Origin of the sequence: Nocardioides imazamoxiresistens (genome assembly GCF_032378595.1) — a bacterium.
Classification (GTDB): domain Bacteria; phylum Actinomycetota; class Actinomycetes; order Propionibacteriales; family Nocardioidaceae; genus Nocardioides; species Nocardioides imazamoxiresistens.
In genome coordinates this window covers 50,860-75,458 of sequence record NZ_JAVYII010000011.1, presented here as the reverse complement: position 1 = coordinate 75,458, position 24,599 = coordinate 50,860, and the positions used below count along the sequence as shown (strand labels likewise).

The 24,599-nt window shown below is 75.2% G+C and carries 24 protein-coding genes; 11 read left to right on the top strand and 13 right to left on the bottom strand.

Annotation, left to right across the window (positions count from 1 at the left end; translation table 11 throughout):
• Positions 1-35: 35 nt before the first annotated feature.
• The 9 genes from RDV89_RS19680 to RDV89_RS19640 form a co-directional block, all read right to left on the bottom strand.
• Positions 36-494: a heat shock protein transcriptional repressor HspR gene (locus RDV89_RS19680; protein WP_315735933.1), complete on the bottom strand. Its 459-nt coding sequence runs from the start codon at positions 492-494 to the stop codon at positions 36-38.
• Positions 494-1,660, bottom strand: coding sequence for a molecular chaperone DnaJ (dnaJ, locus tag RDV89_RS19675; RefSeq protein ID WP_315735931.1), 1,167 nt, complete (start codon positions 1,658-1,660; stop codon positions 494-496). Before dnaJ ends, RDV89_RS19680 begins: the two co-directional genes overlap by 1 nt.
• 93 nt (positions 1,661-1,753) lie before the next feature.
• Entirely contained in the window at positions 1,754-2,389 is a 636-nt protein-coding gene (gene grpE / locus RDV89_RS19670; protein WP_315735930.1) for a nucleotide exchange factor GrpE, read from the bottom strand.
• A complete protein-coding gene (gene dnaK, locus RDV89_RS19665) occupies positions 2,386-4,242 on the bottom strand; it encodes a molecular chaperone DnaK (RefSeq protein WP_315735928.1) in 1,857 nt (618 codons plus the stop codon). Before dnaK ends, grpE begins: the two co-directional genes overlap by 4 nt.
• 593 nt (positions 4,243-4,835) lie before the next feature.
• A complete protein-coding gene (locus tag RDV89_RS19660; protein WP_315735926.1) occupies positions 4,836-5,408 on the bottom strand; it encodes a hypothetical protein in 573 nt (190 codons plus the stop codon).
• Positions 5,409-5,546: 138 nt separating this feature from the next.
• The gene (locus RDV89_RS19655; protein WP_315735924.1) at positions 5,547-8,582 is read right to left on the bottom strand and encodes a helix-turn-helix transcriptional regulator; all 3,036 of its coding nucleotides are present in this window, start codon (positions 8,580-8,582) and stop codon (positions 5,547-5,549) included.
• 53 nt (positions 8,583-8,635) lie between these two features.
• Positions 8,636-8,761, bottom strand: coding sequence for a hypothetical protein (locus RDV89_RS19650; protein WP_315735922.1), 126 nt, complete (start codon positions 8,759-8,761; stop codon positions 8,636-8,638).
• Between the two features lie 162 nt (positions 8,762-8,923).
• Positions 8,924-10,120, bottom strand: a complete 1,197-nt coding sequence (gene hutI / locus RDV89_RS19645; protein WP_315735920.1) for an imidazolonepropionase — start codon at positions 10,118-10,120, stop codon at positions 8,924-8,926.
• Positions 10,117-11,526, bottom strand: a complete 1,410-nt coding sequence (locus RDV89_RS19640) for a formimidoylglutamate deiminase (protein WP_315735919.1) — start codon at positions 11,524-11,526, stop codon at positions 10,117-10,119. The genes hutI and RDV89_RS19640 overlap by 4 nt, the downstream gene beginning before the upstream one ends.
• 98 nt (positions 11,527-11,624) lie before the next feature.
• Between RDV89_RS19640 and RDV89_RS19635 the strand changes: the two genes are divergently transcribed.
• From RDV89_RS19635 to RDV89_RS19625, 3 genes are all read left to right on the top strand, one after another.
• Positions 11,625-12,335 carry a hypothetical protein gene (locus RDV89_RS19635; protein ID WP_315735917.1) on the top strand — a complete coding sequence of 237 codons (711 nt, stop codon included), beginning with the start codon at positions 11,625-11,627 and terminating at the stop codon, positions 12,333-12,335.
• Positions 12,336-12,414: 79 nt separating this feature from the next.
• On the top strand, positions 12,415-13,128 hold the full coding sequence (locus tag RDV89_RS19630) for an alpha/beta fold hydrolase (RefSeq protein WP_315735915.1): 714 nt from the start codon (positions 12,415-12,417) through the stop codon (positions 13,126-13,128).
• Between the two features lie 12 nt (positions 13,129-13,140).
• A complete protein-coding gene (locus RDV89_RS19625; protein ID WP_315735913.1) occupies positions 13,141-13,755 on the top strand; it encodes a nitroreductase family protein in 615 nt (204 codons plus the stop codon).
• Here the strand turns inward: RDV89_RS19625 and RDV89_RS19620 are convergent.
• Positions 13,740-14,156: a hypothetical protein gene (locus RDV89_RS19620; protein WP_315735911.1), complete on the bottom strand. Its 417-nt coding sequence runs from the start codon at positions 14,154-14,156 to the stop codon at positions 13,740-13,742. The two genes, RDV89_RS19625 and RDV89_RS19620, sit on opposite strands and share 16 nt — an antisense overlap.
• A complete protein-coding gene (locus RDV89_RS19615; RefSeq protein WP_315735909.1) occupies positions 14,156-14,317 on the bottom strand; it encodes a hypothetical protein in 162 nt (53 codons plus the stop codon). Before RDV89_RS19615 ends, RDV89_RS19620 begins: the two co-directional genes overlap by 1 nt.
• Positions 14,318-14,450: 133 nt before the next feature.
• On the opposite strand from RDV89_RS19615, the gene RDV89_RS19610 reads away from it, so the two are divergent.
• From RDV89_RS19610 to RDV89_RS19600, 3 genes are all read left to right on the top strand, one after another.
• Positions 14,451-15,791, top strand: coding sequence for a M20/M25/M40 family metallo-hydrolase (locus RDV89_RS19610; protein ID WP_315735907.1), 1,341 nt, complete (start codon positions 14,451-14,453; stop codon positions 15,789-15,791).
• Positions 15,788-17,257, top strand: coding sequence for an MFS transporter (locus tag RDV89_RS19605; RefSeq protein ID WP_315735905.1), 1,470 nt, complete (start codon positions 15,788-15,790; stop codon positions 17,255-17,257). The genes RDV89_RS19610 and RDV89_RS19605 overlap by 4 nt, the downstream gene beginning before the upstream one ends.
• A gap of 122 nt (positions 17,258-17,379) precedes the next feature.
• Positions 17,380-17,949 (top strand): DnaJ family domain-containing protein, encoded by a 570-nt coding sequence (locus RDV89_RS19600; RefSeq protein ID WP_315735903.1) that lies wholly within the window; start codon positions 17,380-17,382, stop codon positions 17,947-17,949.
• Positions 17,950-17,980: 31 nt separating this feature from the next.
• Here RDV89_RS19600 and RDV89_RS19595 read toward each other — a convergent pair whose 3' ends face one another.
• Positions 17,981-18,631, bottom strand: coding sequence for a hypothetical protein (locus tag RDV89_RS19595; RefSeq protein WP_315735901.1), 651 nt, complete (start codon positions 18,629-18,631; stop codon positions 17,981-17,983).
• A gap of 106 nt (positions 18,632-18,737) precedes the next feature.
• Between RDV89_RS19595 and RDV89_RS19590 the strand changes: the two genes are divergently transcribed.
• Complete coding sequence (locus RDV89_RS19590) at positions 18,738-19,844, top strand: HpcH/HpaI aldolase/citrate lyase family protein (protein ID WP_315735900.1); 1,107 nt, start codon at positions 18,738-18,740, stop codon at positions 19,842-19,844.
• A 1-nt stretch (position 19,845) separates the two neighbouring features.
• Complete coding sequence (locus RDV89_RS19585; RefSeq protein ID WP_315735898.1) at positions 19,846-20,736, top strand: HpcH/HpaI aldolase/citrate lyase family protein; 891 nt, start codon at positions 19,846-19,848, stop codon at positions 20,734-20,736.
• A gap of 10 nt (positions 20,737-20,746) precedes the next feature.
• Here RDV89_RS19585 and RDV89_RS19580 read toward each other — a convergent pair whose 3' ends face one another.
• On the bottom strand, positions 20,747-21,322 hold the full coding sequence (locus tag RDV89_RS19580; RefSeq protein ID WP_315735896.1) for a TetR/AcrR family transcriptional regulator: 576 nt from the start codon (positions 21,320-21,322) through the stop codon (positions 20,747-20,749).
• A 116-nt stretch (positions 21,323-21,438) separates the two neighbouring features.
• On the opposite strand from RDV89_RS19580, the gene RDV89_RS19575 reads away from it, so the two are divergent.
• The 3 genes from RDV89_RS19575 (at position 21,439) to RDV89_RS19565 (ending at position 24,576) form a co-directional block, all read left to right on the top strand.
• Complete coding sequence (locus tag RDV89_RS19575) at positions 21,439-22,608, top strand: acyl-CoA dehydrogenase family protein (protein ID WP_315735894.1); 1,170 nt, start codon at positions 21,439-21,441, stop codon at positions 22,606-22,608.
• Positions 22,609-22,661: 53 nt separating this feature from the next.
• Positions 22,662-23,429: an SDR family NAD(P)-dependent oxidoreductase gene (locus tag RDV89_RS19570; protein ID WP_315735892.1), complete on the top strand. Its 768-nt coding sequence runs from the start codon at positions 22,662-22,664 to the stop codon at positions 23,427-23,429.
• A 169-nt stretch (positions 23,430-23,598) separates the two neighbouring features.
• Positions 23,599-24,576 carry a hypothetical protein gene (locus tag RDV89_RS19565; RefSeq protein ID WP_315735890.1) on the top strand — a complete coding sequence of 326 codons (978 nt, stop codon included), beginning with the start codon at positions 23,599-23,601 and terminating at the stop codon, positions 24,574-24,576.
• Positions 24,577-24,599: the final 23 nt, after the last annotated feature.

Genomic DNA, 24,599 nt, shown 5'->3' with positions numbered 1-24,599 from the left:
TACCGCCCGGTCGCACACGGTGTCAGGGAACGATCTCAGCCGCGGTTGCGCCGCCAGACCACGACGGACTGGCCCGGCTCGGGGCCGCGCAGGACGGGCAGGTTGGCCGACCGGGGCGCGGGGGCCCCGGGCGTACGCCGTGGGGCCGCGGCCGCCTGCCGCAGCGCGTCGCGCAGGGAGCCGACCTCGGCCTGCAGCTCCTCGTTGCGCTGGCGCAGGGCCGTGAGCTGGTTCTCCAGCTCGAGGATGCGGCGCACGCCCTCGATGCCGGTGCCCGCGGCCGTCAGGTCCGCGATGTCGCGCAGCCGGTCGACGTCACGGGCGGAGTAGCGCCGCCCACCGCCACCGGTGCGGCCGGGGGTGATCAGCCCCATCCGCTCGTACGCCCGCAGCGTCTGCGGGTGCAGCCCCGTCAGCTCGGCGGCCACCGAGATCACGAAGACGGCGGCGTCGGGGTCGGGAGGGCCCGGCGGGGTGCGCCGCGGGCCCGCCATCACGCCTCCTCGAACAGACCGGCGCGCAGCGGCTTCCCGGCCACGGCGGCCCGGTAGTTCTCGACGGCCTCGCGCGCGGCCGGGTCGAGCGACGCCGGCACCTGGACCTCGACCGTGGCGAGCAGGTCGCCGGTCGTGCCGTCGGCGCGACGTGCGCCCTTGCCGCGGACGCGGAAGGTACGCCCGTTGGGCGTGCCCGCCGGGATCCGCAGCGTCACGGGAGCGCCGCCCAGCGTGGGGACCTTGACCTCCGCGCCCAGGGCCAGCTCGTCGAAGCCGACCGGCACGTCGATGGTGAGGTTGTCGTCCTTGCGCGAGAACACGCGGTGCGGGGACACCTTCACCGTCACGAAGAGGTCGCCGGCCGGGCCGCCGTTCTCGCCGGGCGCGCCCTTGCCCTTCAGCCGGATCCGCTGGCCGTCCTTGACGCCGGCGGGGATCCGCGCCTGGATCGTGCGCGCGGAGGTGCCGCGACCGGAGCCCAGGCACGTCGGGCACGGGTCGTCGTAGACGAGCTGGCGGCCGTGGCAGGCCGGGCAGGTCTCGTTCATCGAGAAGGCGCCGCCGACCGAGGAGGTCACGTAGCCCGCGCCCTCGCACTCGGTGCAGATGTGCGGCTTCGTGCCGGGCTTGCCGCCCGTGCCGCGGCACGTCGGGCACGCGGCCTCGCTGCTCAGGCGCAGCGGGATGGTCACGCCCTCGAGGCCGTCGGTGAACCCGATCGTCACGGACGACTCGACGTCGGCGCCCTTGGTGGCCCGGGGTCGCGACGAGCGGCGCGAGCCGCCGAAGAGGTCGCCGAACATGTCGCCCAGGCCGCCACCGCCACCGGCGCCGCCGCCCTGGCCGGCGCGGTCGCGCAGCAGGTCGGAGAGGTCGAAGCCGCCGAAGCCACCGCCTCCGCCGCCTCCGCCGAAGCCGCCGCCGAACTGCGGGGCGGAGCGGATCTCGTCGTACTGCTTGCGCTTCGCCGGGTCACCGATGACGTCGTAGGCCTCGGCGACCTGCTTGAAGCGGTCGTGCTTCGCGGTGTCCCCGGGGTTGGAGTCGGGGTGGTTGGCGCGCGCGAGCTTGCGGTACGCCTTCTTGATGTCGTCGGCCGAGGCGTCCTTGCCGACGCCCAGCACCTTGTAGAAGTCCTTCGTCGCCCAGTCGGCGTTGCTCACCCGTGCACCTCCCTCTCCTCGATCGTCTCTTCGTCCGTGCTGCTGGCGCCGGGCCGGCGCGGCGCGGCGGCCGCGCCGACCCGGCGTACCCGCTCAGCCGTCGGCGGGGTCGACCACCAGCACCTGCGCCGCGCGCACGACGCGGTCGCCGAAGCGGTAGCCGCCCTTGGCCACCACCTTGACGGTCTGCACGCTGACGTCGGGGTCCTGGCCCAGGTGCGAGAGCGCCTCGTGCAGGTTGGGGTCGAAGGCGTCGCCCGGCTCGCCGAACCGGGTCAGCCCCTGCGCCCCGACCACGCGCTCCAGCTGGTCGGCCACGGCCTTGAAGCCGCCCTCGAGCGGACCGTGCTCGCGGGCCCGGTCGATGGTGTCGAGCACGTCGATGACGGGCGCGAGCACCTTGTACGCCGCGTTCTGCGCGAGCATGTCGCGATCGCGCTCGACGCGCCGCTTGTAGTTGACGAACTCGGCCTGGAGACGCTGCAGGTCCGCCGTGCGCTCGGCGAGCTCCATCTGCGTCACCGCGAGCTCGTCGGACGCGGCCCGGCCCTCGGCGTCGTCGGCCCCCTCGTCGGACCCCTCGGCGGGCGCGGGGGCCGGGTCGGACCCTGCCTCCGCGCCGCCGACGGCGGTCGACTCGGTGCGCTCGTGCACGTCCTCCGCGTCACCGACCGCACCGGTCGGCTCGTCGGCGGGCGAGCGCTCGTCGCGCGGCTGGTCAGCCGTCACTTCTGCTCACCCTCGGGCGCGTCCGTCTCGTCGACGATCTCGGCGTCGACGACGTCGTCGTCGGCCTCGCCCGTCGAGCCCGTCGAGCCCCCGGCGGCCGACTGGTCGGCCTCCGCCTGGGCGTACAGCGCGGCGCCCATCTTCTGGCTCGAGGCGTTGAGCTTCTGCACGCCGGCCTCGATCTCCTCGGAGGTCGCCTCGGCGTTCGCCAGGGTCTCCTTGAGCGCGTCGACGTCGGCCTGGACCTCGGTCTTGACGTCCTCGGGCAGCTTGTCGGCGTTCTCCGAGAGGAACTTCTCGGTCGTGTAGACGAGCTGCTCCGCGGTGTTGCGGGCCTCGACCGCGGCGCGACGCTGGGCGTCCTCCTCGGCGTACTGCTCCGCCTCCTTGACCATGCGGTCGATCTCGTCCTTACCGAGCGCCGAGCCGCCGGAGATCGTCATCGACTGCTCGCGACCGGAGGCCTGGTCCTTCGCCGAGACGTGCACGATGCCGTTGGCGTCGATGTCGAAGGTGACCTCGATCTTCGGCACGCTGCGCGGCGCCGGCGGCAGGCCGGTGAGCTCGAAGTTGCCCAGCGGCTGGTTCTGCGACCAGATCTGGCGCTCGCCCTGGGCGACCTTGATCTCGACCGACGGCTGGTTGTCGTCGGCGGTCGTGAAGATCTCGCTGCGCTTGGTCGGGATCGTCGTGTTGCGCTCGATCAGGGTGGTCATGATGCCGCCCTTGGTCTCGATGCCGAGGCTCAGCGGGGTGACGTCGAGGAGCAGGACGTCCTTGACCTCGCCCTTGAGCACGCCGGCCTGCAGCGCGGCACCCAGCGCGACGACCTCGTCGGGGTTGACGCCCTTGTTGGGCTCCTTGCCGCCGAGCAGCTCCTTGACGAGCTCCGGCACGGCCGGCATGCGGGTCGAGCCGCCGACGAGCACGACGTGGTCGATCGCGGAGACCGCGACGCCGCCGTCCTTGAGCACCTGCTGGAACGGCGCCTTGGTGCGGTCGAGCAGGTCGGAGGTGATCCGCTGGAACTCGCCGCGGGTCAGCTTCTCCTCGAAGTGCAGCGGGCCCGACTCGCCGTGGGTGATGTAGGGCAGGTGGATCGTGGTCTCGCTCGAGGAGGACAGCTCGATCTTCGCCTTCTCCGCGGCCTCCTGGAGGCGCTGCGCGGCGATCTTGTCGGCGGCCAGGTCGACGCCGTTCGCGTCCTTGAACTTCTTGACCATCCACTCGACGATGCGCTTGTCCCAGTCGTCACCACCGAGCTCGTTGTCGCCCGAGGTGGCCTTCACCTCGACGACGCCCTCACCGATCTCCAGCAGCGAGACGTCGAACGTGCCGCCACCGAGGTCGAAGACGAGGATCGTCTGGTCGTCGCCCTTGTCGAGGCCGTAGGCGAGCGCGGCCGCCGTGGGCTCGTTGACGATGCGCGAGACGTTGAGGCCCGCGATCTCGCCGGCCTCCTTGGTCGCCTGGCGCTGGGCGTCGGAGAAGTACGCCGGGACCGTGATCACCGCGTCGGTGACGGTCTCGCCGAGGTACGCCTCCGCGTCGCGCTTCAGCTTCTGCAGCACGAAGGCGCTGATCTGCTGCGACGTGAACGACTTGTCGTCGATCGACGTCTTCCAGTCCGTGCCCATGTGGCGCTTGACCGACCGGATGGTGCGGTCGACGTTCGTGACCGCCTGACGCTTGGCGACCTCGCCGACGAGGACCTCGCCGGACTTGGAGAACGCGACGACCGAGGGGGTCGTGCGGGCACCCTCCGCGTTCGCGATGACGGTGGGCTCACCACCCTCGAGCACCGCGACGACCGAGTTGGTGGTGCCGAGATCGATTCCGACTGCGCGAGCCATGCTGCTGCCTCCTGTGGCGTGTTCGGGTCTGTGCTGCCTGCGGGTCTGCGTCGGCGGACGGACCAGGGGGTCCCGTCCCGCCCGACGCCGAGCGTGGTTCCCATGGTGCGGCGCCGGAGCGGTTCGGACAAGTTACCTGAGTCTCATCCGCTCAACTTTGTTCGTACGGCTCAACGCAGGTGGTGGCGATGCCATTCCCACCCGGCGGCACCTTGTCGCCTCTGGCGGAAAACGCGGACCGGCTACCAGGAAACGCGGACGATCCGGGCAGGCCGGTCATGGCCGGTCCGCGTTTTCTTCGCCGTCGTCCGCGTTTTCTCGGGGGTAGCTCGGTCGTGCTCGGTCGTGCTCGGTCGTGCTCGGCCGAACTCGTCGAGGGCGGTCGAGGGCGGCCGAGGGCGGTCCGGGCGGCGGAGGTCCGCCGCGAGAGCGACCCGCACAGGAGGAACCCGGACCGGCCACCAGAAAACGCGGACGATCCGGCCGCGCCGGCGCGGGTCGGTCCGCGTTTTCTCGCGCGTCGTCCGCGTTCTCTCGCGGCGGCCCGGGCGCGTCCGTCCGGAGACGGGGCGGAGAGTGGCCGGGCGGGCCGGTCAGCCGATGGTGACGACGACCTCGTTCGAGGCGAGCTCCGCGGCGGAGTCGTAGGCCCGGATGGTGTTCTCCCCGGGGCGACCGAGGGCGATGTACGTGCTGAACAGCTCGTTGGAGACGGCCGCGTTCGAGGCGATGTCGTTCCAGGTTCCGTCGGTGAGGCGCTGGATGGACAGCACGGCGCCGTCGCCGCCGGTGTAGATCCCGGAGACGTCGATGCGCTCCATCGAGCCGGCGCTGGTCGAGCCGACCTGCAGCGTGATCGAGGGGTCGGCGGCCTCCGTGGTCGTCTCGGTCTCGCTCGGCTCGGCCGGGGCGGACTCGTCCCCGCCCTCGGTGTCCTCGGGCACGAGGCTGATCGTGGAGGCCGGGAGCTCGGTCTCCGTGATCGGCGGCAGCGTCATGGTGGGCTCCACCGCGGAGCCGCCCCCACCGCCGCCGCTCCCGCCACCGAGGCCTGCGACCCGGGTGCCGCCGAGCACGACGAGCGCGACGATCAGGCCGATCACGAGGCTCACGCCCACGAGGGCGATCGCACCGACCAGGACCGGCCGGTCCTCCGCCTCATCCACCACCGTGTCGACTCCCGTCGTCCTCGGCCGCCCGTGCGGTGCACGGACGGGTGCGCGGGCCGGTGCCCGCGTCGGGCCATTGTGGTCGCCAGCGCGGCGGGCGACAAACACCCCCCGCCCCCGACCCCCTCGGCCGGGTCACAGCAGCGCGCGCTCGCGGGCGATCGCGGCCGCCTCGGTGCGCCCGGCGGCGCCCAGCTTGCCGAGGATGTTCGAGACGTGCACCGAGACGGTCTTGACGCTGATGAACAGCTGTCGGGCGATCTCGCCGTTGGACCGGCCCTGCGCGACGAGCCGGAGGATCTCGCGCTCGCGCGGGGTCAGCGCGGCCGACGTCGCGGCGCCACCGGTCGGTGCCGGGCGGGTCCCGGAACCCAGCCGACCCAGCAGCGGCGTGAGCCCGAGCAGCTCGGCCGTGCGTCGCACCGCGGTCGCGACCTCTCGGGCCTCCTCGGCGCGGCCCGCGGCGCGCAGGACCACGGCGAGCTCGGTGCGTACCTGCGCGAGCAGCGCCCGGTCCCCGGCCTGCTCGACCGTCTCGGCGGCCGCCCGCCACGCGGCGACCAGGTCGTCGGCCGCCGGCGGCTGGAGGTCGGCGGCCCAGCGCCACCGCAGCCACTCCGCGCCGAGCCGCGCCTCCCACGCGCTGCCCTCCGGCCCGAAGGGCAGGCCCGACTCGCGCACGTCGGCCAGCACGCGGCGACCGTCCTCCCACAGCTGCTCGGCGCGCGGCGCGAGCCGGGCGCGGTCCTCCTCGCCCAGCCCGCGCCCGGCGCCGGCCTGCGCCGCGGAGGCCAGGACCCCGAGGGTCAGGGCGGCCAGGCGCAGGCGGGCCTGGAAGTACTCCCGCCAGGTCACGGTCGCGGAGCGCACCACGTCGTCGTAGACCGCGAGCGCGGCCTCCACGTCGAGCTCGCGCTCGGCGATCGTCAGCTCGGCGGTCGCGCCGCCGATCGCGACGAGCCCCTCCGAGGTCCACCAGGCGCGCAGGGCCCGCGCCTGCGCGAGCGCGTCCGGCTCGCCCTGGGCAGCGGCGAGCCGCGCCCGCAGGGTCAGCAGCATCGCCTCGTTGATCGGCGGTGGCGCCTGGCCCGCCATGTCGGTGAGGTCGCGGACCATCGGCCAGTCGCCGCGCTCCATCGCGACCCGCGCCAGCTGGAAGCGGCTGTCGAAGGCGTAGGGCGCCCACGGCGTGCCGGCCGCGGCGCCGCGGCGCACCCCGCGCGCGAAGGCGTCGGCCGCCAGGTCGTGCTCGGCGCGGTCGAGGTGCAGGACGCCGAGGAAGTAGAGGGCGCGCAGCTCGGCGTTGACGGCGCGCGCGGCGCGGGCGCGGCGCACGACGTCCTCCAGCGAGCGCGTCACCTCCTCGACCGGACCGTGCCGCTCGAGACCGACCAGGGTGGCCAGGGCGTCGCTGGCCAGGCGCGGCAGGTCGTGCTTCTCGGCCAGGCCGAGCGCGTCGAGCGCGACGGCCCGCGCCTGGTCGGCGTCGCCCTCGCTGACGAGCGCACGGGCGTGGAACGACAGTGCGCGCACCCGCACCGCCGCCGGCGCCTCCGCGGTCAGCTCGACGGCCTCGGCGGTGTACGCCGACAGCCGCTCCGCCGTGTCGGTCATCCCCAGCGCCGTGGCCAGGGAGGTGAGCAGGTCGCCGCGGACCGGGCCCGGGGCGTCCTCGGGCAGCGCGTCGAGCCGCTCGCGCACGACGGCGGCGCCGCGCTCGGGGTGGCCGGCCGCGATGAGCGCGTCGCAGGTGCGCCGGACCAGGTCGGCGAGCGCGGCCAGCCCCACCTCCTCGGTGCCCGGGGCGCCGACGAGCGCCAGCGCGTGCTGGTAGTGCTGCGCGGCCTCGTCGGGCGCGCCGACCCGCATCGCGTCCCCCCCGGCCTCGATCCCGGCCCGCAGGGCGGTCGCGGGGTCCTGCGCCAGCCGCGCGTGGCGGGCCAGCTCCGCCGCCGAGCCGGGGGCGCGGCCCTCGACGATGGCGGCCGTGTACGCCGCGTGCAGGCGTACCCGCTCACCCGGCAGCAGGTCGTCGTAGACGGCCTCGCCGAGCAGGGCGTGGCGGAAGACGTACGCCTCCCCCGACCGCGGCTCGAGCACGTTCATCTCGACGGCGTGCCGCAGCGCCTGCTCCAGGCGGTCCGGGGTCAGGCTGGAGGCCTCGGCGAGCAGGGCGTGGCTGACCCGGCGGCCGGAGGCGGAGGCCGCGCGCACGACCTGGGTCGCGTCGTCCTCCAGCAGGTCGAGGCGCACCAGCAGCAGGTCGGCCAGGTCCTCGGGCAGCACGTCGCCCTCGGCGCGCGCGGCGGCGACCAGCTCCTCGGCGAAGAAGGCGTTGCCGTCGGCGCGGTCGACGATGGCGGCGATCTCGGCCTCGGTCAGCCGCCCCGAGCGCTGGCCGCCGGCCCGGCGGCGGGCGAGGTCGCGGACCAGCTTGCGCAGGTCGCGCGGGGCGAGCGGCTCCAGCTGCAGGCGCCGGACACCGTCCGTGCGCGCCCAGCCGGCGACCTGGCGGCGCAGCGGGTGGCGCCGGTGCAGGTCGTCGGAGCGGTAGGAGACGAGCAGGGCGACCCGGCCGGCCAGCGGGCGGGTGAAGAGGAAGGACAGCAGGTCGCGGGTGGCCTGGTCGGCCCAGTGGGCGTCCTCGACCACCACCAGGTAGGGCCCGTGCTCGGCGACCGCCTCGAGCAGGGCGTGCAGCGCCGGCAGCAGGTCGCCGCGGGCCAGGACGGCCGGGTCCTCGGTCTCGCCGGTGCGCAGGCGGCGGCCGGGCTGCAGGCGGGCCAGCGCGGGGTGGGTCGCGACGACGGCGTCGACGACCTCGGGCAGGTCGCGCTCGAGCCGGCCCAGGATCTCCGAGAACGGCAGGTAGGGCAGCGCGGAGTCCGCGAAGTCGAGGCAGTGGCCGGCGTCCACGCGCCAGCCGGCCGCGACGGCGCGGTCGCGCAGGGCGATCATCAGCCGGGTCTTGCCGACCCCGGCGTCACCGGCGAGCAGCACGGCCGGCGGGGGGCCCACGACCGGCGCGGGCTCGGCGGGCTCCGCGGGCTGGGCGGGGGCGGCGGCGACCCCGAGCCACGACGCCAGCTCCTCGAGCTCCGCGTCGCGCCCGACCATCCGAGAGCCGTGCGAGACCACCACGGCGTCCATGATCGCGGACGGGACCGACATCGCGCTCGTCGGAGTCCGGTGGGTCGCGGTCGTGGTCGTGGCCGTGGTCGGGCTCAGCGGACCTTGCGGCGGCGGCTCTCGCCGTCGGTGCGGCGCTGCGGCGCGGCGGGGTAGGAGCGGCGCACCTTCTCGGCGCGGTAGCGGGTCTCGGCGAGCAGGGACTCGGTGCTGGGGAACATGGTGGCCTCCGGTGATCGACGGACTCCTGACCGGAGCCTCGTCGTCCACCCTGCGCACCTGAGGTAGGCGGGCACATGAGGTAGCTGCCCTATCTCCTCCCGAACCGTCCGCGGACCACCTCAGGCGACGTGGCGCGGGTCACGCGACCTCAGCCCCGAAACTCAGCCGACGGCGCCCACCAGCGGCCTCCCGGCGCGCCACACGCCGGCCACGAGCGGCACCCCGGGTCGGTACGCGAGGTGCGCGTGGCCGGGTGCGTCGAGCAGGACGAGGTCGGCCCGGCGACCGGGCTCGAGGACGCCGACGTCGTCGCGGCCGAGGGCGTCGGCCCCGCCGCGCGTCGCCGCCGTGACCGCCTCCGTCGGGGTCATCCCCAGCTCGCGGACCGCGAGCGCGACGCAGAACGGCATCGAGCTGGTGAAGCTCGAGCCGGGGTTGCAGTCGGAGGCCAGCGCGACGCGTACCCCGGCGTCGAGCAGGCGGCGGGCGTCCGGGTAGGGGTGCCGCGTCGAGAACTCGACCCCGGGCAGCAGGGTCGCGACGGTGCCGGAGTCGGCGAGCGCCGCGACGTCGGCGTCGTCGAGGTAGGTGCAGTGGTCGACCGCGACGAGCCCGAGCTCGCAGGCCAGCCGCACCCCGGGCCCGGGGCCGAGCTGGTTGGCGTGCAGCCGGCCCCGCAGACCGCGGGCGGCCCCCGCGGCGAGCACGGTGCGGGCCTGGTCGACGTCGAAGGCGCCGGTCTCGCAGAACGCGTCGATCCAGCGCGCGTGCGGCGCGCAGGCGTCGAGCATGGGGCCGACGACGAGGTCGACGTACGCGTCGGGGTCGCCCGGGCCGTCGGGGCCGTCCGGCACGACGTGGGCCCCCAGGTAGGTGACCTCGTCGGTGACCTGCGCGGCCACGGCGAGGCTGCGGGCCTCGTCGCGCACCGTCAGGCCGTAGCCCGACTTCACCTCGACCGTCGTCGTGCCCTGCCGCAGCATCTCGGCGACCAGCCGCCGGGCGCCCGCCAGGAGCAGCTCGTCGGTGGCGGCCCGGGTGGCCGCGACGGTGGTGCGGATCCCTCCGGCGGCGTACGCCTCCCCCGCCATCCGCGCCGTGAACTCCGCCGCCCGGTCGCCAGCGAAGACGAGGTGGCTGTGGGAGTCGACGAAGCCGGGCACGACGGCCCGACCGCCCGCGTCCACGTGGGTGTCCGCGGCGCGCGCGGCGCCGGTGGCCGCCGCGGCGGGGCCGACCCACGCGACCCGGTCGCCGTCGAGGACGATCGCCGCGTCGGTGATGACCGCAGGGCCGTCCTCCCCGGGCAGCCGACCGGTGAGCAGCTCGCCGACGTTCGTGACCAGGGTGCTGCTCATGCCGGGACCTCCGCCGTGACCTCGGCCGTGACCTCCGCCAGGACCTCCGCCACGGCCCTCTCCAGCGCGCGGCCCACGTCGCGTGCGTCCACGGCCCGGTGCCGCACGACACCGTCGACGACCACGTGCCCGACGTCGGCGGCGGTGGCCGCGAAGACGGCCGTGTGCTCGTCGGCGCCGGTGCCCGCGGTGCGTGGCGAGGCCGTGTCGAGGGTGACGAGGTCGGCGCGCCCGCCCACCGCGATCCGGCCGGCGTCCGGCACTCCCAGGCTCGCGTGGCCGTCGACGGTGGCCGCGTGCAGCAGGTCCGCGGCGTCGAGGCGGCCACGCCGCAGGCTGGCGAGGCGCTCGTGCAGCTCGACGGCGCGCATCTCCTCGAACGGGTCGACCACCGCGTGGCTGTCGCTGCCCAGCGTGAGCCGCGCGCCCGCGTCGGCGAGCGCGCGGGCGGGCCCGATCCCGTCGCCGAGGTCGCGCTCGGTGGTGGGGCAGAACGAGACGTACGCCCCGGCCCGCCCGATCCGCGCCACGTCGTCGGCGGTGAGGTGGGTGGCGTGCACGAGCGTGGTGGCCGTCCCCAGCAGCCCGTGGTCGTCGAGCAGGGCGGTCGGGGTGCGGCCGGTGGCGGCCAGGCACGCCTCGTTCTCGGCCGGCTGCTCCGAGACGTGCACGTGCAGCGGCAGGTCGTCGTGACCCACGCCGAGCCCGGCGAGGGCCGCCAGGGCCTCGGGGGGCACGGCCCGCACGGAGTGCAGCGCGGCCCCGACGCGCACGCCGTCGACGCCCTCGAGCTCCTCGCGCAGCCGGCTGGTCCGGGCCCACCACGCGGCGGCCGAGCCGTCGTCGAAGCGCACCTGCGCGTCACGGGCGGGCTCGCCGAACCCGGCGGCCAGGTAACAGGTGTCGAGCAGCGTGATCCGCAGCCCGACCTCGCGGGCGGCGGCGACGACGGCGTGCGCCATCGCGTTCGGCCCGCCCTCGGGGTCCGCGTACCCGCTGCCGTCGGGGCGGTGGTGCACGTAGTGGAACTCGCCCACGCTCGTCGCGCCCGACGCGACGAGCTCGCGGAACACCGCGCGGGCCAGACGACCGTAGGAGGCGGGGTCGAGGCGCCGCGCCAGGGCGTACATGCGGGTGCGCCACGTCCAGAACGTGCCGCCCTCGTGCTGCGCGTGGCCGCGCAGGGCCCGGTGGAAGGCGTGCGAGTGCGTGTTCGCGAGGCCGGGGAGGGTGAGGCCGGGCAGGTGGTGGGCGCCCGGGTCGCGCGGCGCGCCGGGACGCAGCGTCGCGAAGCGGCCCTCGCGCACGGTCACGGCGACCTCGTCGTGGACGCGCGGCCCCTCGCCGTCGAGCGCGAGCCAGGCGCGCTCGAGGTGGTACGCGGTGGGCGCGGCGGCGTCGGTCACCCTCCGAGTCCAGCGGGTCGGGCGCCGCGGGTCAACGGATCCGCGCGGCGCCCGGGTCTCGGATCCGAGACCCGATGCACCTGCACCATGATGGGGCCGTGAGCGAGCCGTGGCAGCCCCTGGACTCCGCCGGTCGACCCGCCCTCGGCCGGGCCGACGTCGCCCGCGTCCTCGCAGGGTGGACCGAGCAGGAGCGCTACGAGCTGTGTCGGCGCTGGGTCGCGCGCTACCTGCCGCTGTGGCACGAGGCGTACGCCCGGTACGCCGACGCCGCCGGGATCGCGGACGAGAAGCGCACCCTGCACACGCAGCGGATGGGCGAGCTCGTGGAGCGCTGCCAGCAGCTGCGCGACGGCGTACGGATGCCGAAGGCGCGGGTGAACGAGACGGAGAGCGCGATCAGCGCGCTCACCGAGATGGCCCCGAGGATCCTCGTGGGCCCGCCGTGGTCGACCGTGGTGCGCAACGCCGCCCTGACCGCGCGCTACTTCGTCGCCCTCTCGCGGGACGGCGCGAGCCTCGACCGCGTGGCTGCCTCGGTCTACCGGTGGGCGGAGGTCGAGTCGGGCTTCCCCGGCCGTTCCGACTGGCTGCTGCAGCAGCTCACGCCGGCGGAGCGGGCCAGGGCCGGCGACGGGCACTTCGACGGCCACCACCTGCTCTACGCCCGGCCCTGCCGCGATGCCGGCCTGGAGGCGGAGGGCCGGGCGGTCTACGACGCCGTCGCCGACATCATGGGACGCCTCGACGAGGACCCCGGCCCGTTCCTGGTCGACGACGAGTTCTTCACGCCCCGTCCCGCGGCCTGAGGCGCGTCGCCACCGCGCGTCCCCTCCCCGGGTCGGCGGGCGCCGATGAGTCCGACGCCCCCGCGTGGTCCGTCCTCCCATGACCCGCTTCCTGCTGCTGCCCGGTGGCGGGGGCGCGGCGTACGTGTGGCACCACGTCGTCGACGCCCTCACCGCCCGCGGCCACCTCGCCGTCGCCGTCGACCTGCCCGCCGAGGACCCGGCGGCCGGGCTGGAGGAGTACGCCGACGTCGCGGCCGCCGCGGCCCGCGCGGCCGCCCCGGACGAAGCGGACGCGCCGTGGACCGTCGTCGGCCTCTCGCTCGGCGCGTTCACCGCGCCCCTGCTGGCCGCGCGGCTCGAGGTCGCCGAGCTGGTGCTGATCAACCCGATGGTCCCGACGCCCGGGGAGAGCGCGAGCGCGTGGTGGGCCGCGACCGGGCAGTCGGAGGCGATGGCGGCCGCGGCCCGCGCCGGCGGCTACCCGTCGGACTTCGACCTCGAGGGGACGTTCCTGCACGACGTCGATCCCGGGGAGCGGGTGGTGCTGGCCGAGCACGAGCGCGAGGAGCTCGGCGCCGCCTTCGAGGACCCGTGGCCGCTGCGGTCCTGGCCCGACGTGCCGGTGCGCGTCGTGGCCAGCGCGTCCGACCGGTTGTTCCCCGCGGACTTCGTCGCCCGCGTCGCCCGCGCGCGGCTCGACGTCGCGACCACCGTGGTGCCGGGCGGGCACCTGTCGCCGCTGAGCCGTCCGGCGGAGATGACGGCGGCGCTGCTGGGGGACGGCGTGCCGGCGGCGGGGGCCGGCGCCTGAGAGGGTGCCCCCATGGAGTTCACCGAGGTGGTGCGGCGCCGCCGCATGGTGCGGCGCTACGCCGACCGTCCCGTCGACCCGGCGCTGGTCGACCGGATGCTCGCCCACGCGACGCGCGCGCCGAGCGCCGGGTTCAGCCAGGGCTGGGCGTTCCTGCGCCTCGACACCCGCGTCGACGTGGCCCGCTTCTGGGAGGTCACCACCCCGGAGCACGCCGACCCCGACGGGAAGTGGCTGACCGGCATGCGCTCCGCCCCGGTCGTGCTGGTGCCGCTGACGTCGAAGGCGGCCTACCTGGAACGGTACGCGCAGCCCGACAAGGGCTGGACCGACCGCGACGAGCGCCGCTGGCCGGTGCCGTACTGGTACGTCGACGCCGGCATGGCGACCCTGCTGATCCTCCAGACCGTGGTCGACGAGGGTCTGGGCGCCTGCTTCTTCGGGATCACGCCGGAACGGGTCGACGCGTTCCGCGACGCGTTCGGCGTACCCGCCTCGTTCCAGCCCCTCGGCGCCGTGACCGTCGGCCACCGCCACCCCGACGACCTGGGCTCGAAGGGCTCGCCGGCCCGCCGCGAGCGGCGCGACGTCGACGAGGTCGTGCACCGGGGCTACTGGGGCAGCTGAGCCGGCCGCTGCGGGGGCCGCTGGGCGGAGCGCTCGTCCGCACCGAGCAGTGCGAAGACGAGGCCGACCGCCGACACGGCGGGCAGGACCACGAGCGGCCCGAGCCCCGAGGCGACCAGGCCCAGCGACACGCTGAGCAGCACCAGGACGCCGAGCAGCCCGCCCGCGGCCAGCGCCGCGCGCTCCCAGCGGGCGCCGGGTCGCTGCGGCGCCGTGCGACCGATCGCCCACCAGGCCAGGACGAGGACCACCAGCAGTGGCGCGTCGAGGATCGCCGCGACGGCGTCCCCGACCAGCGGCAGCGCGACGTACGCCCCCGCGCCCACGGCCGCGACGGCCCGCAGCAGCGAGCGCTCGAGACCGAGGATGGAGCGCACCCGCCCCGCAACGACGGCGACCATCAGGCCTCGTCCGTGGCCGGCCGGGCGGGCCCGAAGAACAGCGCGGCGATGACGCCGGTCGGGATCGCGAACGCGACGGCGACGGCCAGCGAGTCGAACATCATCGACGCGATCGGCAGGGCGAGGAGCGCCGTGAGCACCCCGCGGGACCAGTCGGACATCGTGCACCTCCTCCGCCCCGGGGACCGCCCCCGACGACGCACCCTCGACGCTAGGCGCGGCCGGCGATGGGCAGGGCTGAGGAATGTCACGAGTTCCCCCTGACGAACGCCCGGTCGCGAGTACGGTGCGGGCGTGGACGACGACGCAGCCCTGGCGGCCCTGCGGGCGGCGGTGCGGGTGCCGACCGTCTCGCACCGCGACGAGACCCGGGTCGACACGGACGCGTTCGACGCGCTGCACGCCGTGCTGGCCGAGCACTTCCCGCTGCTCCACGAGCGCCTCGAGCTCGTGCGCGTACCCCGCCAGGCCCTGCTGCTGCGCCTGCGCGGCAGCGGCGACGGCGATCCCGTCGTGCTGATGGCGCACCTCGACGTCGTGCCCGTCGACGACGGGGCGCCGTGGACCCACCCGCCGTTCGAGGCGACCGTCGCCGACAGCCCGGAGGGCGAGGCCGTCTGGGGCCGCGGCACCCTCGACGACAAGGGCTGCGTGGTCGCGATCTGCGCCGCCGTCGAGCGGCTCCTGGCCCGCGGGCTCCTCCCGGCCCGCGACGTGTGGCTGTCGTTCGGCTGCGACGAGGAGGTGTCCGGTACGTCCGCCGTCGCGGCCGTCGAGCACCTGCGCGCCGCGGGCGTGCGGCCCTGGTTCGTCCTCGACGAGGGCGGCGCGATCGCGTCCGGCGCCTTCCCGGGCGTGCGCACGCCGATGGGCGTGATCGGCGTCAGCGAGAAGGGGACGTCGCTGTTCGAGCTGCGGGCCACCGGCCGCGGCGGGCACTCCTCGACCCCGGCCGCGAACGGACCCACCGTGCGGGTGGCGAAGGCGGTCGCCGCCGTCGACACCGCGCCGATGCCGCCGCGTCTGCCCGCCCCGACCGTCGAGCTGCTGCGCCGGCTCGCCCCGCACGCGCCGCTGCCGCTGCGCGCCGCGCTGCGCTCCGCGGGCGGACGCCTGACCCCCGTGCTGACCCGGGCCCTCGGACTGGCCGGCCCGGAGGCGGGCGCGCTGACCCGCACGACCCTGGCGACCACGATGCTGTCGGGCTCGCCCGCCGCCAACGTCATCGCCTCGACCGCCACCGCGACCGTCAACGCCCGCATCCTCGTCGGCGACACCGTCGAGTCCGTGGCCACCCACCTGCGCCACGTCGCCCGCGGCGTCGAGGTGACCGTGGTCGAGGCCGGGGAGCCGAGCCCCGTCTCCCCCTACGAGGACGACGCCGCGTTCGCCCTGCTGGAGCGGACGATCCGGGAGGTCTACCCCGACGCCGAGCCCACGCCGTACGTGATGATGGCCGGCACCGACTCGCGCCACTTCACCGCGATCTGCGAGCGCGTCTACCGCTTCGCGCCCTTCCCGATGAGCAAGGCGCAGCGCGAGGCCATCCACTCCTACGACGAGCGGATCACGGTGGCCGGGTTCCTGCAGGGCGTCGACTGGTACGCCCGCCTGCTCGAGGACCTGCCGGCATGAGCGGCCCCGCCGGCCCCGGTCTGGCGACCCGCACCGTCGTGCCCGGCCTGTGGGCCGTGGTCGGCTTCCTCGTCGTCGTCGAGATCGCCAGCGGCGTGCTGCAGGGCTACTACACGCCGATCTTCACCGACATCGCCGAGCACCTGGGCATCTCCGAGGGCGACGTCAACTGGTTCGAGGCCGCGCAGCTGATGCTCTCGGCGCTCGCCGTGCCGCTGCTGGCCCGCCTCGGCGACCTGTGGGGCCACCGCAACGTCCTGCTGGTCTCGACCGCCGCGACCGCCGTCGGCTCGTGGATCCTGGTCTTCTCGCCGAACTTCACGACCTTCCTCATCGGGTGGGCCGTGCAGGGTGCGTACGTCGTGTGGCTGCCGCTCGAGGTCGCGATCATCCACCGCCGCACGGCCGGCACGCCCGACCAGAACCGGCTGACCCGCCGCGCCGCGGCGATGCTCGTCGCGGCCCTCGAGGCGGGCGTCATCGTCGGCGCGCTGACCAGCGGCGCGCTGGTCGAGGCCACCTCGATGGAGGTGCTCCTCGCCCTGCCCGCGATCGCGGTGACGATCTGCTTCGTCGTAATCTGGTTCGGCATCGAGCGCGCCCCCGGCGTCGCGACCGGCGGCTACGACTACGGCGGGCTCGGGCTGCTGACCGTCGCCCTGGGTCTCGTGATGGCCGGTCTCGTGCTGGTGCGCCTCGAGGGCGTCGGCTCCCCGTGGCCGTGGCTGGCCGTCCTCGCCGGCGCGGCCGCGACCGTCGCGCTGGTGCGCTTCGAGAAGGACCAGGACGAGCCCCTGGTCGACGTGCGCCTGCTCGCCGCCCGCGCCCAGTGGCCCGTGCAGCTGACCGCCTTCCTGTTCGGGATGAGCGTGCTCGGCGCCCAGATCCCGCTGTCCACGTTCGCCCGCGCCGACCCCGACCAGGTCGGCTACGGCCTGGGCGCCTCGGCGGCCTTCGTCTCCACCCTCGTCGGCGTCTACGTCGTCTCGATGCTCCTCGGGGCCCTGCTGCTGCCCGCGGCCGCGCGGGCGCTGGGGCCGCGCGGAGCCCTGGTCGGCGGGATGCTGCTGGTCTCGCTCGGCTACGGGCTCTTCCTGCCGTTCCACGACTCGACGGCGCAGGTGCTCTCCAACATGGGGGTGGCCGGCATCGGCTCGGGCCTGCTCGTCGCGGCGCTGCCGGCGGCCGCGGCCGCGGCCGCCCCCGCCGACCGGACGGGCTTCGCGACCGGCATGACCAACGCGACGAAGACCGTCGGCGGCGCCATCGCCTCGGCCGTCTTCGCGATCGCGCTGACCGCCACCGGCTCGCTCGACGAGCCCGGGGTGGGCACCGCCTCGCTCGGCGGCTACCTCACCGTCTGGGCGGTCTGCTCCGCCAGCGCGCTCGTCGGGGCCCTCGCCCTGGCGGCGGTACGCACCGACCCCGCCTCCACAGCGCACGCACAGGTGGGTGCTGCATCCTGACCCCGGTCCGGCGCCGTTCCCCCGACGTCCGCCGGACAAGAGCCCCGGGCCGGCGAACCCCTAGGCCCGGCCCGGGGCTCGCCTGCGTCGGCCGCGCTAGCCTCGACGGCGAGGTGAGGCGAGTGCACGGATCCGACGACACCCCGGGGACGCCAGACGCCCCCCGCGACCGCGAGCGCGACGGGCGCACCGGCGGCAGCGCCGCCGCGGCCCGCATCGAGAACCAGACCCAGTGGGTCGAGCTGCAGCTGCAGGAGGCCCGCGACCGCGGCGACTTCGACGACCTGCCCGGCTACGGCAAGCCGATCCGAGACCTCGGCAGCCAGCACGACCCCGACTGGTGGGTGAAGCGGCTCGTCGAGCGCGAGAACATCACGGGCGTGCTGCCGCCGGCGTTGGCGCTGCGCACCGAGGACGCGGAGCTCGACGCCCGGCTCGACCGGCTCGCCTCGCCCGACGAGGTGCGCCGCGCGGTCACCGAGTTCAACGACCGCGTGCGCCGTGCCCTGTACGGCAACCCGGGCGGGCCGCCGCTGGTGACGCGCCAGCGCGACGTCGACGACGAGGTGCACCGCTGGTGGGAGCGGCGCGAGTCGCGCCGTCGGCTCGCGGCCGAGCGGGCCCGCGCCGAGCGGCAGGAGGCGGAGCGCACGCAGCCGACCCGACGCCGCTGGTTCCGGCGTACCGCCTGAGGCCCCGACCGTGTGACCAGCTCTCGCACCCTCAGCGGCGCGAGGTCACCGCGATCCAGGTCTCGGCGACGCGGTGGTTGACGGTGAGGCGGTACTTCACGCCGAGGTTCGCCCGGCCCGCCGTGCGGGGGTCGGCGACCACGTACACCTTGCGGTTGCCGCCGACGACGGCCGTGAGGCCCGCCGACGTCGTGACGACCTCGACCCGCGGGGTCCCGCCGACGTGCCGGTCGTTGGCGAGCACGTCCACGGCGACCTGGCCGCCGGCCACGACGGTCGCCCAGTCCTTGAGGGCGACCGCCTCGGTGGGCCGGGCGGTGACGGCGATCCAGGTGTCGGAGGTGCGTCCGGCGACCGTGAGGCGGTACTTCACGCCGAGGTCGGGCCGACCGGCCACGCCGGGGTCGGCGATCACGTAGACCTTGCCGTTGCCGCCGGCGACGGCGTGCAGGCCGTTGGAGACGTAGAGCAGCGAGACCCGCGCCGGCCCGGCGGACCGGTCGTACCGGTCGTTCGCGAGCACCTCGACGGCCACCTGTCCGCCGTCATGCACCGTCGCCCAGTCCTTCGCCGCCGCCACGACGGGGACCTCCGTGGGCGCGGCGAGCGCCGCGGCCGGCGCCAGGGCGAGGGCCAGGACGGCGGCGAGCACGGTCGGTCGGAGGCGGGCTGCGGTACGCACGACGACATGGTGCGTCGCGGGGCGGCCGGGCGACAGGCGTACCCGTCGGTAACCGATCCGGACGGACGGTCCCGCCCGCCGGGTCCCGCTGCTACGTTCAGGCCTCATGCGCAGCGCCAAGGACTTCTTCGCCCCCCTCGCGGTGGGAGCTCCGGCCCCGGTCCGCGAGATCCCCGCCCGCCCCAGCCGGGCCATCCACTTCTTCGACCCCGGCAACCCGAAGATGGCGGCCAAGGTGCCCGACATGGTCGGCACCGTCGACGTGCTCCTGGGCAACCTGGAGGACGCCGTCAAGGCCGACAAGAAGGTCGACGCCCGCGAGGGCCTCGTGCGGATCGGTCAGGAGACCGAGGGCCTCGGCGCCGGCGGCCCGACGCAGCTGTGGACCCGGATCAACGCGCTCGACTCGCCGTGGGTGCTCGACGACCTCACGACGCTGGTCCCGGCCATCGGGCACAAGCTCGACGTCGTGATGGTGCCGAAGGTGCAGGGCGCCGAGGACATCCACTACGTGGACCGGATCCTCGCCCAGCTCGAGGCCAAGGCCGGCCTGGAGCGGCCGATCCTCGTGCACGCCATCCTCGAGACGGCCCGCGGTGTCGCGAACGTCGAGGAGATCTGCGGCGCCTCGCCGCGCATGCAGGGCCTCTCCCTCGGCCCGGCCGACCTCGCGGCCGACCGCCGGATGAAGACGACGCGCGTGGGCGGCGGCCACCCCGGCTACCTCGTGCGGCAGGACCCGCCGCGCGGCGAGGACGGCACGTCGCAGCTCGACGCCCAGCGCACGACCTACCAGCAGGACCTCTGGCACTACACGATCGCCCGCATGGTCGACGCCTGCGCGATGCACGGCATCTACCCCTACTACGGCCCCTTCGGCGACATCGCCGACGTCGTGGCCTGCGAGGACCAGTTCCGCAACGCGTTCCTGCTCGGCTGCGTCGGCACGTGGAGCCTGCACCCGAAGCAGATCGCGATCGCGAACCGGGTCTTCAGCCCCAGCGTCGAGGACATCCGCCACGCCCGCCGCGTGGTCGCGGCGATGGGCGACGGCACCGGCGCGGTGATGCTCGACGGGAAGATGGAGGACGACGCCTCCCTCAAGCAGTGCCTGGTGATGGTCGAGCTCGCCGAGCAGCTCGCCGCGATCGACCCCGAGCTGAAGCAGCAGTACGACGCCATCGAGACCGACGACGCCACCACGGAGGCCTGACATGTCCGACGCCACCGCCCCCGCCTTCACGCCGCTGCGCTCGGTCCTCTACATGCCGGCCTCGAACGCCAAGGCGGTCGAGAAGGCCAAGACCCTGCCCGTCGACGGCGTGATCTTCGACCTCGAGGACGCCGTCGCCCCCGACGCGAAGCCGGCCGCGCGCGAGGCCGCCGCGGCGGCCGTGGCCAGCGGGGCGTACGGCCGCCGCACCCTCACCATCCGCGTCAACGGCCTGGGCACCGCCTGGCACGACGACGACGTCGTGGCCGCCGCGCAGGCCGGGCCCGCGGGCATCGTGGTGCCCAAGGTCAACAACGCCGGCGAGGTACGCCGCCTGGTCGCCGCGATCGAGAAGGCCGGCGCCCCCGACCACACCCGCCTGTGGGCCATGGTCGAGACGCCCGAGGCGATCTTCGAGGTGCGCGACCTGGCCGCGGCCGACGAGCGCCTCGCCGTGCTGGTGATGGGCACGAACGACCTGGTCAAGGAGCTGTACGCCACGCACGTGCCCGGTCGCGCGCCCCTGCAGACGGCGCTGTCGCTGTCCGTGCTGGCCGCCCGTGCCGCGGGCGTCGCCATCCTCGACGGCGTCTACAACGACGTGAAGGACGTCGACGGCTTCCTCGCCGAGGCCGTCCAGGGCGCCGAGATGGGCTTCGACGGCAAGACCCTGGTGCACCCCGGCCAGGTCGCCGGCGCCAACGAGACCTTCGCCCCCTCGGCGCAGGCCGTCGAGGACGCCCGCGCCGTGCAGGCCGCCTGGGAGGCCGGCGACGGCTCCGGCGTGGTGACGCTGAACGGCAAGATGATCGAGGCGCTGCACGTCGAGTCGGCCCGGCGCACGCTGTCGATCCACGAGGCGATCACCGCGCTCGAGGCCGAGCGGGGCTGAGGCCCGCGCCTCAGTCGGTGAGCGCGGCGACGACGAAGGCGGCGAGCTCGGCGTACGCCTCGCCGTCGCCGAGCTCGAGCCGCTCGAACATGCGGCCGCGCTGGATCTCGAACATCGTCGCGGCGACCATCTCGCCGACGAACGCGGCGTGCACCTGGCGCAGCTCGCCGGACGCCACGCCCTCGCTGACGAGCGCCCGGATCCGGTCGGCAGCGGCCTCCGTGTTGCGGCGGTAGACCTCCGCGGTCAGCGGGTACGCCGCGGTGTCGGCCAGGAACTGCGCGGAGAGGGACTGCAGCCGCTCCGCGACCGCGAGGAGGTACGCCTCCACCCGCGCGGCCGCGCCGCCGTCGACCCCGGCCAGGCGCTCCTCGACCGCGGCCGTCGCCCGCTGGAACGAGGCGCGCACGATCGCGGCGGCGAGCTCGATCTTCGAGCCGGCCAGGGCGTACAGCGTCGTCTTCGAGCACCCGAGGCGCGCCGTGAGCGCGTCCAGGGTGAAGTCCGCGAAGCCCTCCGCCTCGCAGAGGTCGACGAGCCGGTCGAGCAGCTCCTGCTGGTGGGGCGTGCGCCGCCTCGCGACCATCCCGGCTCCTCCCGCTGCCCGTCGTGCTCCGTCGTGCGCGTCCGGCACCCCTGGCGGGTGCGTACCTGCCACGATACTGTAGAACTCGTTCCAGTATCACTACCCGGAGGTGCCGCATGCCCGCCCGACGACTGCTGCCGACCGAGGAGGCCGCCGACCTCGTCGCGCTCGTGCGCGAGCTGGCGACCAAGGAGCTCGCCCCCCGCGTCGCCGACGCCGAGGAGTCGGGCGAGTTCCCGCGCGAGGTCTTCCGGCTGCTGGGGCGCACCGGGGTGCTCGGCCTGCCGTACCCCGAGGAGCTCGGCGGCGGGGGCGTGCCCTACGAGGTCTACCTGCAGGTGCTCGAGGAGATCGGCCGCGTGTGGGCCAGCGTCGGCGTCGGCGTCTCGGTGCACGCGCTCTCCTGCTTCGGTCTCGCCTCGCACGGCAGCGAGCAGCAGCAGCGCGACTGGCTGCCCGACATGCTCGGCGGCGAGCAGCTGGGGGCGTACTGCCTCTCCGAGGCCCACGCCGGCTCGGACCCCGCGGCCATGCGCACGACCGCGCGCCGCGACGGCGACACCTACGTCCTCAACGGCGCGAAGGCCTGGACCACCCACGGCGGCGAGGCCGACTTCTACAAGATCATGGCCCGCACCTCCGACGACCGGAACGGGATCTCCTGCTTCCTGGTCCCCGCGGACACGCCGGGTCTCGTGGCCGACAACCCCGAGCGCAAGATGGGCCTGACCGGCTCGACGACCGCCTCCATGCTGCTCACCGACGTGCGCGTGCCGGTCGAGCGGCGCCTGGGCGCCGAGGGCGACGGGCTCAAGATCGCGCTCGCCGGCCTCGACTCGGGCCGCCTCGGGATCGCCGCGGTGGCCACCGGGCTGGCACAGGGCGCGCTGGACGCCGCGACGGAGTACGCGCAGCAGCGCGAGGCCTTCGGTCGCCGGATCATCGACCACCAGGGCCTCGGGTTCGTGCTCGCCGACATGGAGGCCGCCGTGGCCTCGGCACGCGCCGTCACCCTGCACGCGGCGCGCCTGCGCGACCAGGGCCTGCCGTTCTCGCGGGAGGCGTCGGTGGCGAAGCTGGTCGCCACCGACAACGCGATGAAGGTGACCACCGACGGCGTCCAGGTGCTCGGCGGGGTCGGCTACACGCGCGACTTCCCGCTCGAGCGCTACATGCGCGAGGCCAAGGTCATGCAGATCTTCGAGGGCACCAACCAGATCCAGCGGATGGTCATCGCCCGCCAGCTCGACACCCGGCCGGACAGCTCGCTGAGCATCGTCCACTGACCCACCTTCCCGTCCGACCCACCTTCCGGTCCGACCCCCTCCAGGAGAACCCCGTGCAGCTCGAGAACACCGCCGCGATCGTCACCGGCGCCGCCTCCGGCCTCGGCGCCGCCACCGCCGCCGCCCTCGCCGCGCGCGGCGCGCACGTCTTCGGCCTCGACCTCCCCGCCTCGATCGAGGACGCGCCCGCGGTCGACGGCGTCACCTACCTGCCCGCCGACGTCACCGACGTCGAGCAGGTCGCCGCAGCGGTCGCGACGGCAGCCCAGGGAGCGGAACAGGGCACGCCACTGCGGACGGTCGTCAACTGCGCCGGCATCGGTCCCTCGGCGCGGATCCTCTCCAAGCGCGGCCCCCACGACCTCGGCCTCTTCGCCAAGGTCGTGCAGATCAACCTCGTCGGCACCTTCAACGTGCTGACGCTGGCCGCCGAGAAGATCGCCGAGACCCCCGCGCTCGAGCACGGCGCCCGCGGCGTCGTCGTCAACACCGCCTCCATCGCGGCGTTCGACGGGCAGATCGGCCAGGCGGCGTACTCCTCCTCCAAGGGCGGCGTCGTCGGCCTCACCCTCCCGGCCGCCCGCGACCTCGCGCAGCACGGCATCCGCGTCAACGTGATCGCCCCCGGCATCGTCGAGACGCCGATGCTGGCCACCGTCTCGGAGGAGTTCCGCGCCGGCCTCGCCGCCGGCGTGCCCTTCCCCCAGCGCCTCGCGCGTCCGGAGGAGTACGCCCAGCTGGCGCTCGCGATCATCGAGCACGACTACCTCAACGGCGAGGTCATCCGGATGGACGGCGCCCTGCGCATGGCGCCGCGCTGACCCTCGCCGCGGTGGTGCGCAGGTCGACCGGGGCGGGTCCGTCACCTCCGGGGCACCGGTGGTCGAGGAGATTCCGGAGATCCGGACCCATCCGGTCCGGCGACGGCTCCGGACCACTGGGGACAGACCACCTGACCGACGCACGAACGACCTCTCGGGAGGCGTCCGCATGCTCACCACCGCGGCACGGGGATCGACGACGATCCCCACGCCCCTGCGCGCAGCCCTGTGGCTGCTCGCGGCGGTGGCTGCGGCGTTCGCCGCGATCGTGCTCGGCGCCGGGTCGGCATCGGCGGACGACGGCGGCGAACCCGGGTCGACCGAAGGCACGAGCCTCGTCGGCTCGCTCGCCGAGGACCTGACCTCCGAGGTCGTCGCCCCGGCCGTCGAGCCTGTCGCGGAGCCCGTCGCGGAGGCGGCCGCTCCGGTCGCCGAGGCGGTGCGGGACACCACCGAGCCGGTCACTGAGCCCGTCGCCGAGGCGGTCACCTCCGTCACCGAGCCGCTGCGCGAGCGGGTCGTCGAGCCCGTCGTACGCCCCGTGGTCGAGCCCGTCGCCGACACCCTGCGGCCGGCGACCGCGGCGCTCGCTCCCGTCACCGACCAGCTGGCGCCGGTGACCTCCCCGGTGCGCGAGACGCTCTCCCCCGTCACCGACGCGGTGACCGGGTCAGCGCTGGACCCCGTCCTCGACACCGTCGCCCCGCAGACCCCGGGCGCCGGTGCTCCCGACGCTCCCGACGCACCCACGGCACCGACCCCCGGCCCGGGCGCCACCCCCGGCCCGACGACCGACGCCGCCGCGGACGCGACCGTCGCCGGCGTCCTCGACGGCGTGGCCCTCGAGGCCGCCGACGCACCCTCCACCGGCGCGGACGACGCCTCCGCCGCCACGAGCGCCGACGCCCCGACCGCCCCGGCGCCGGACCGCCTGGGCGACCGCGCCGCGTACCCCGGCGTCGCCGGCGGCAGCGCGCCGACCCAGGTCGGTCCGGGCGGGTCGGCCGGCGCGGGCGGTGCCGTGCCGGCGGCCTGGCTGACGGCGTACCTGACTCTTCCCGAGCTCGCCGAGCTCGCGGTCCTCTCCGACGGCGACCACCACGCGGGCTCCGCGTGGCAGGCCCGACCCGGCTTCTCCCCCGACTGACACCTTCCGCGGGACCTCCGCAC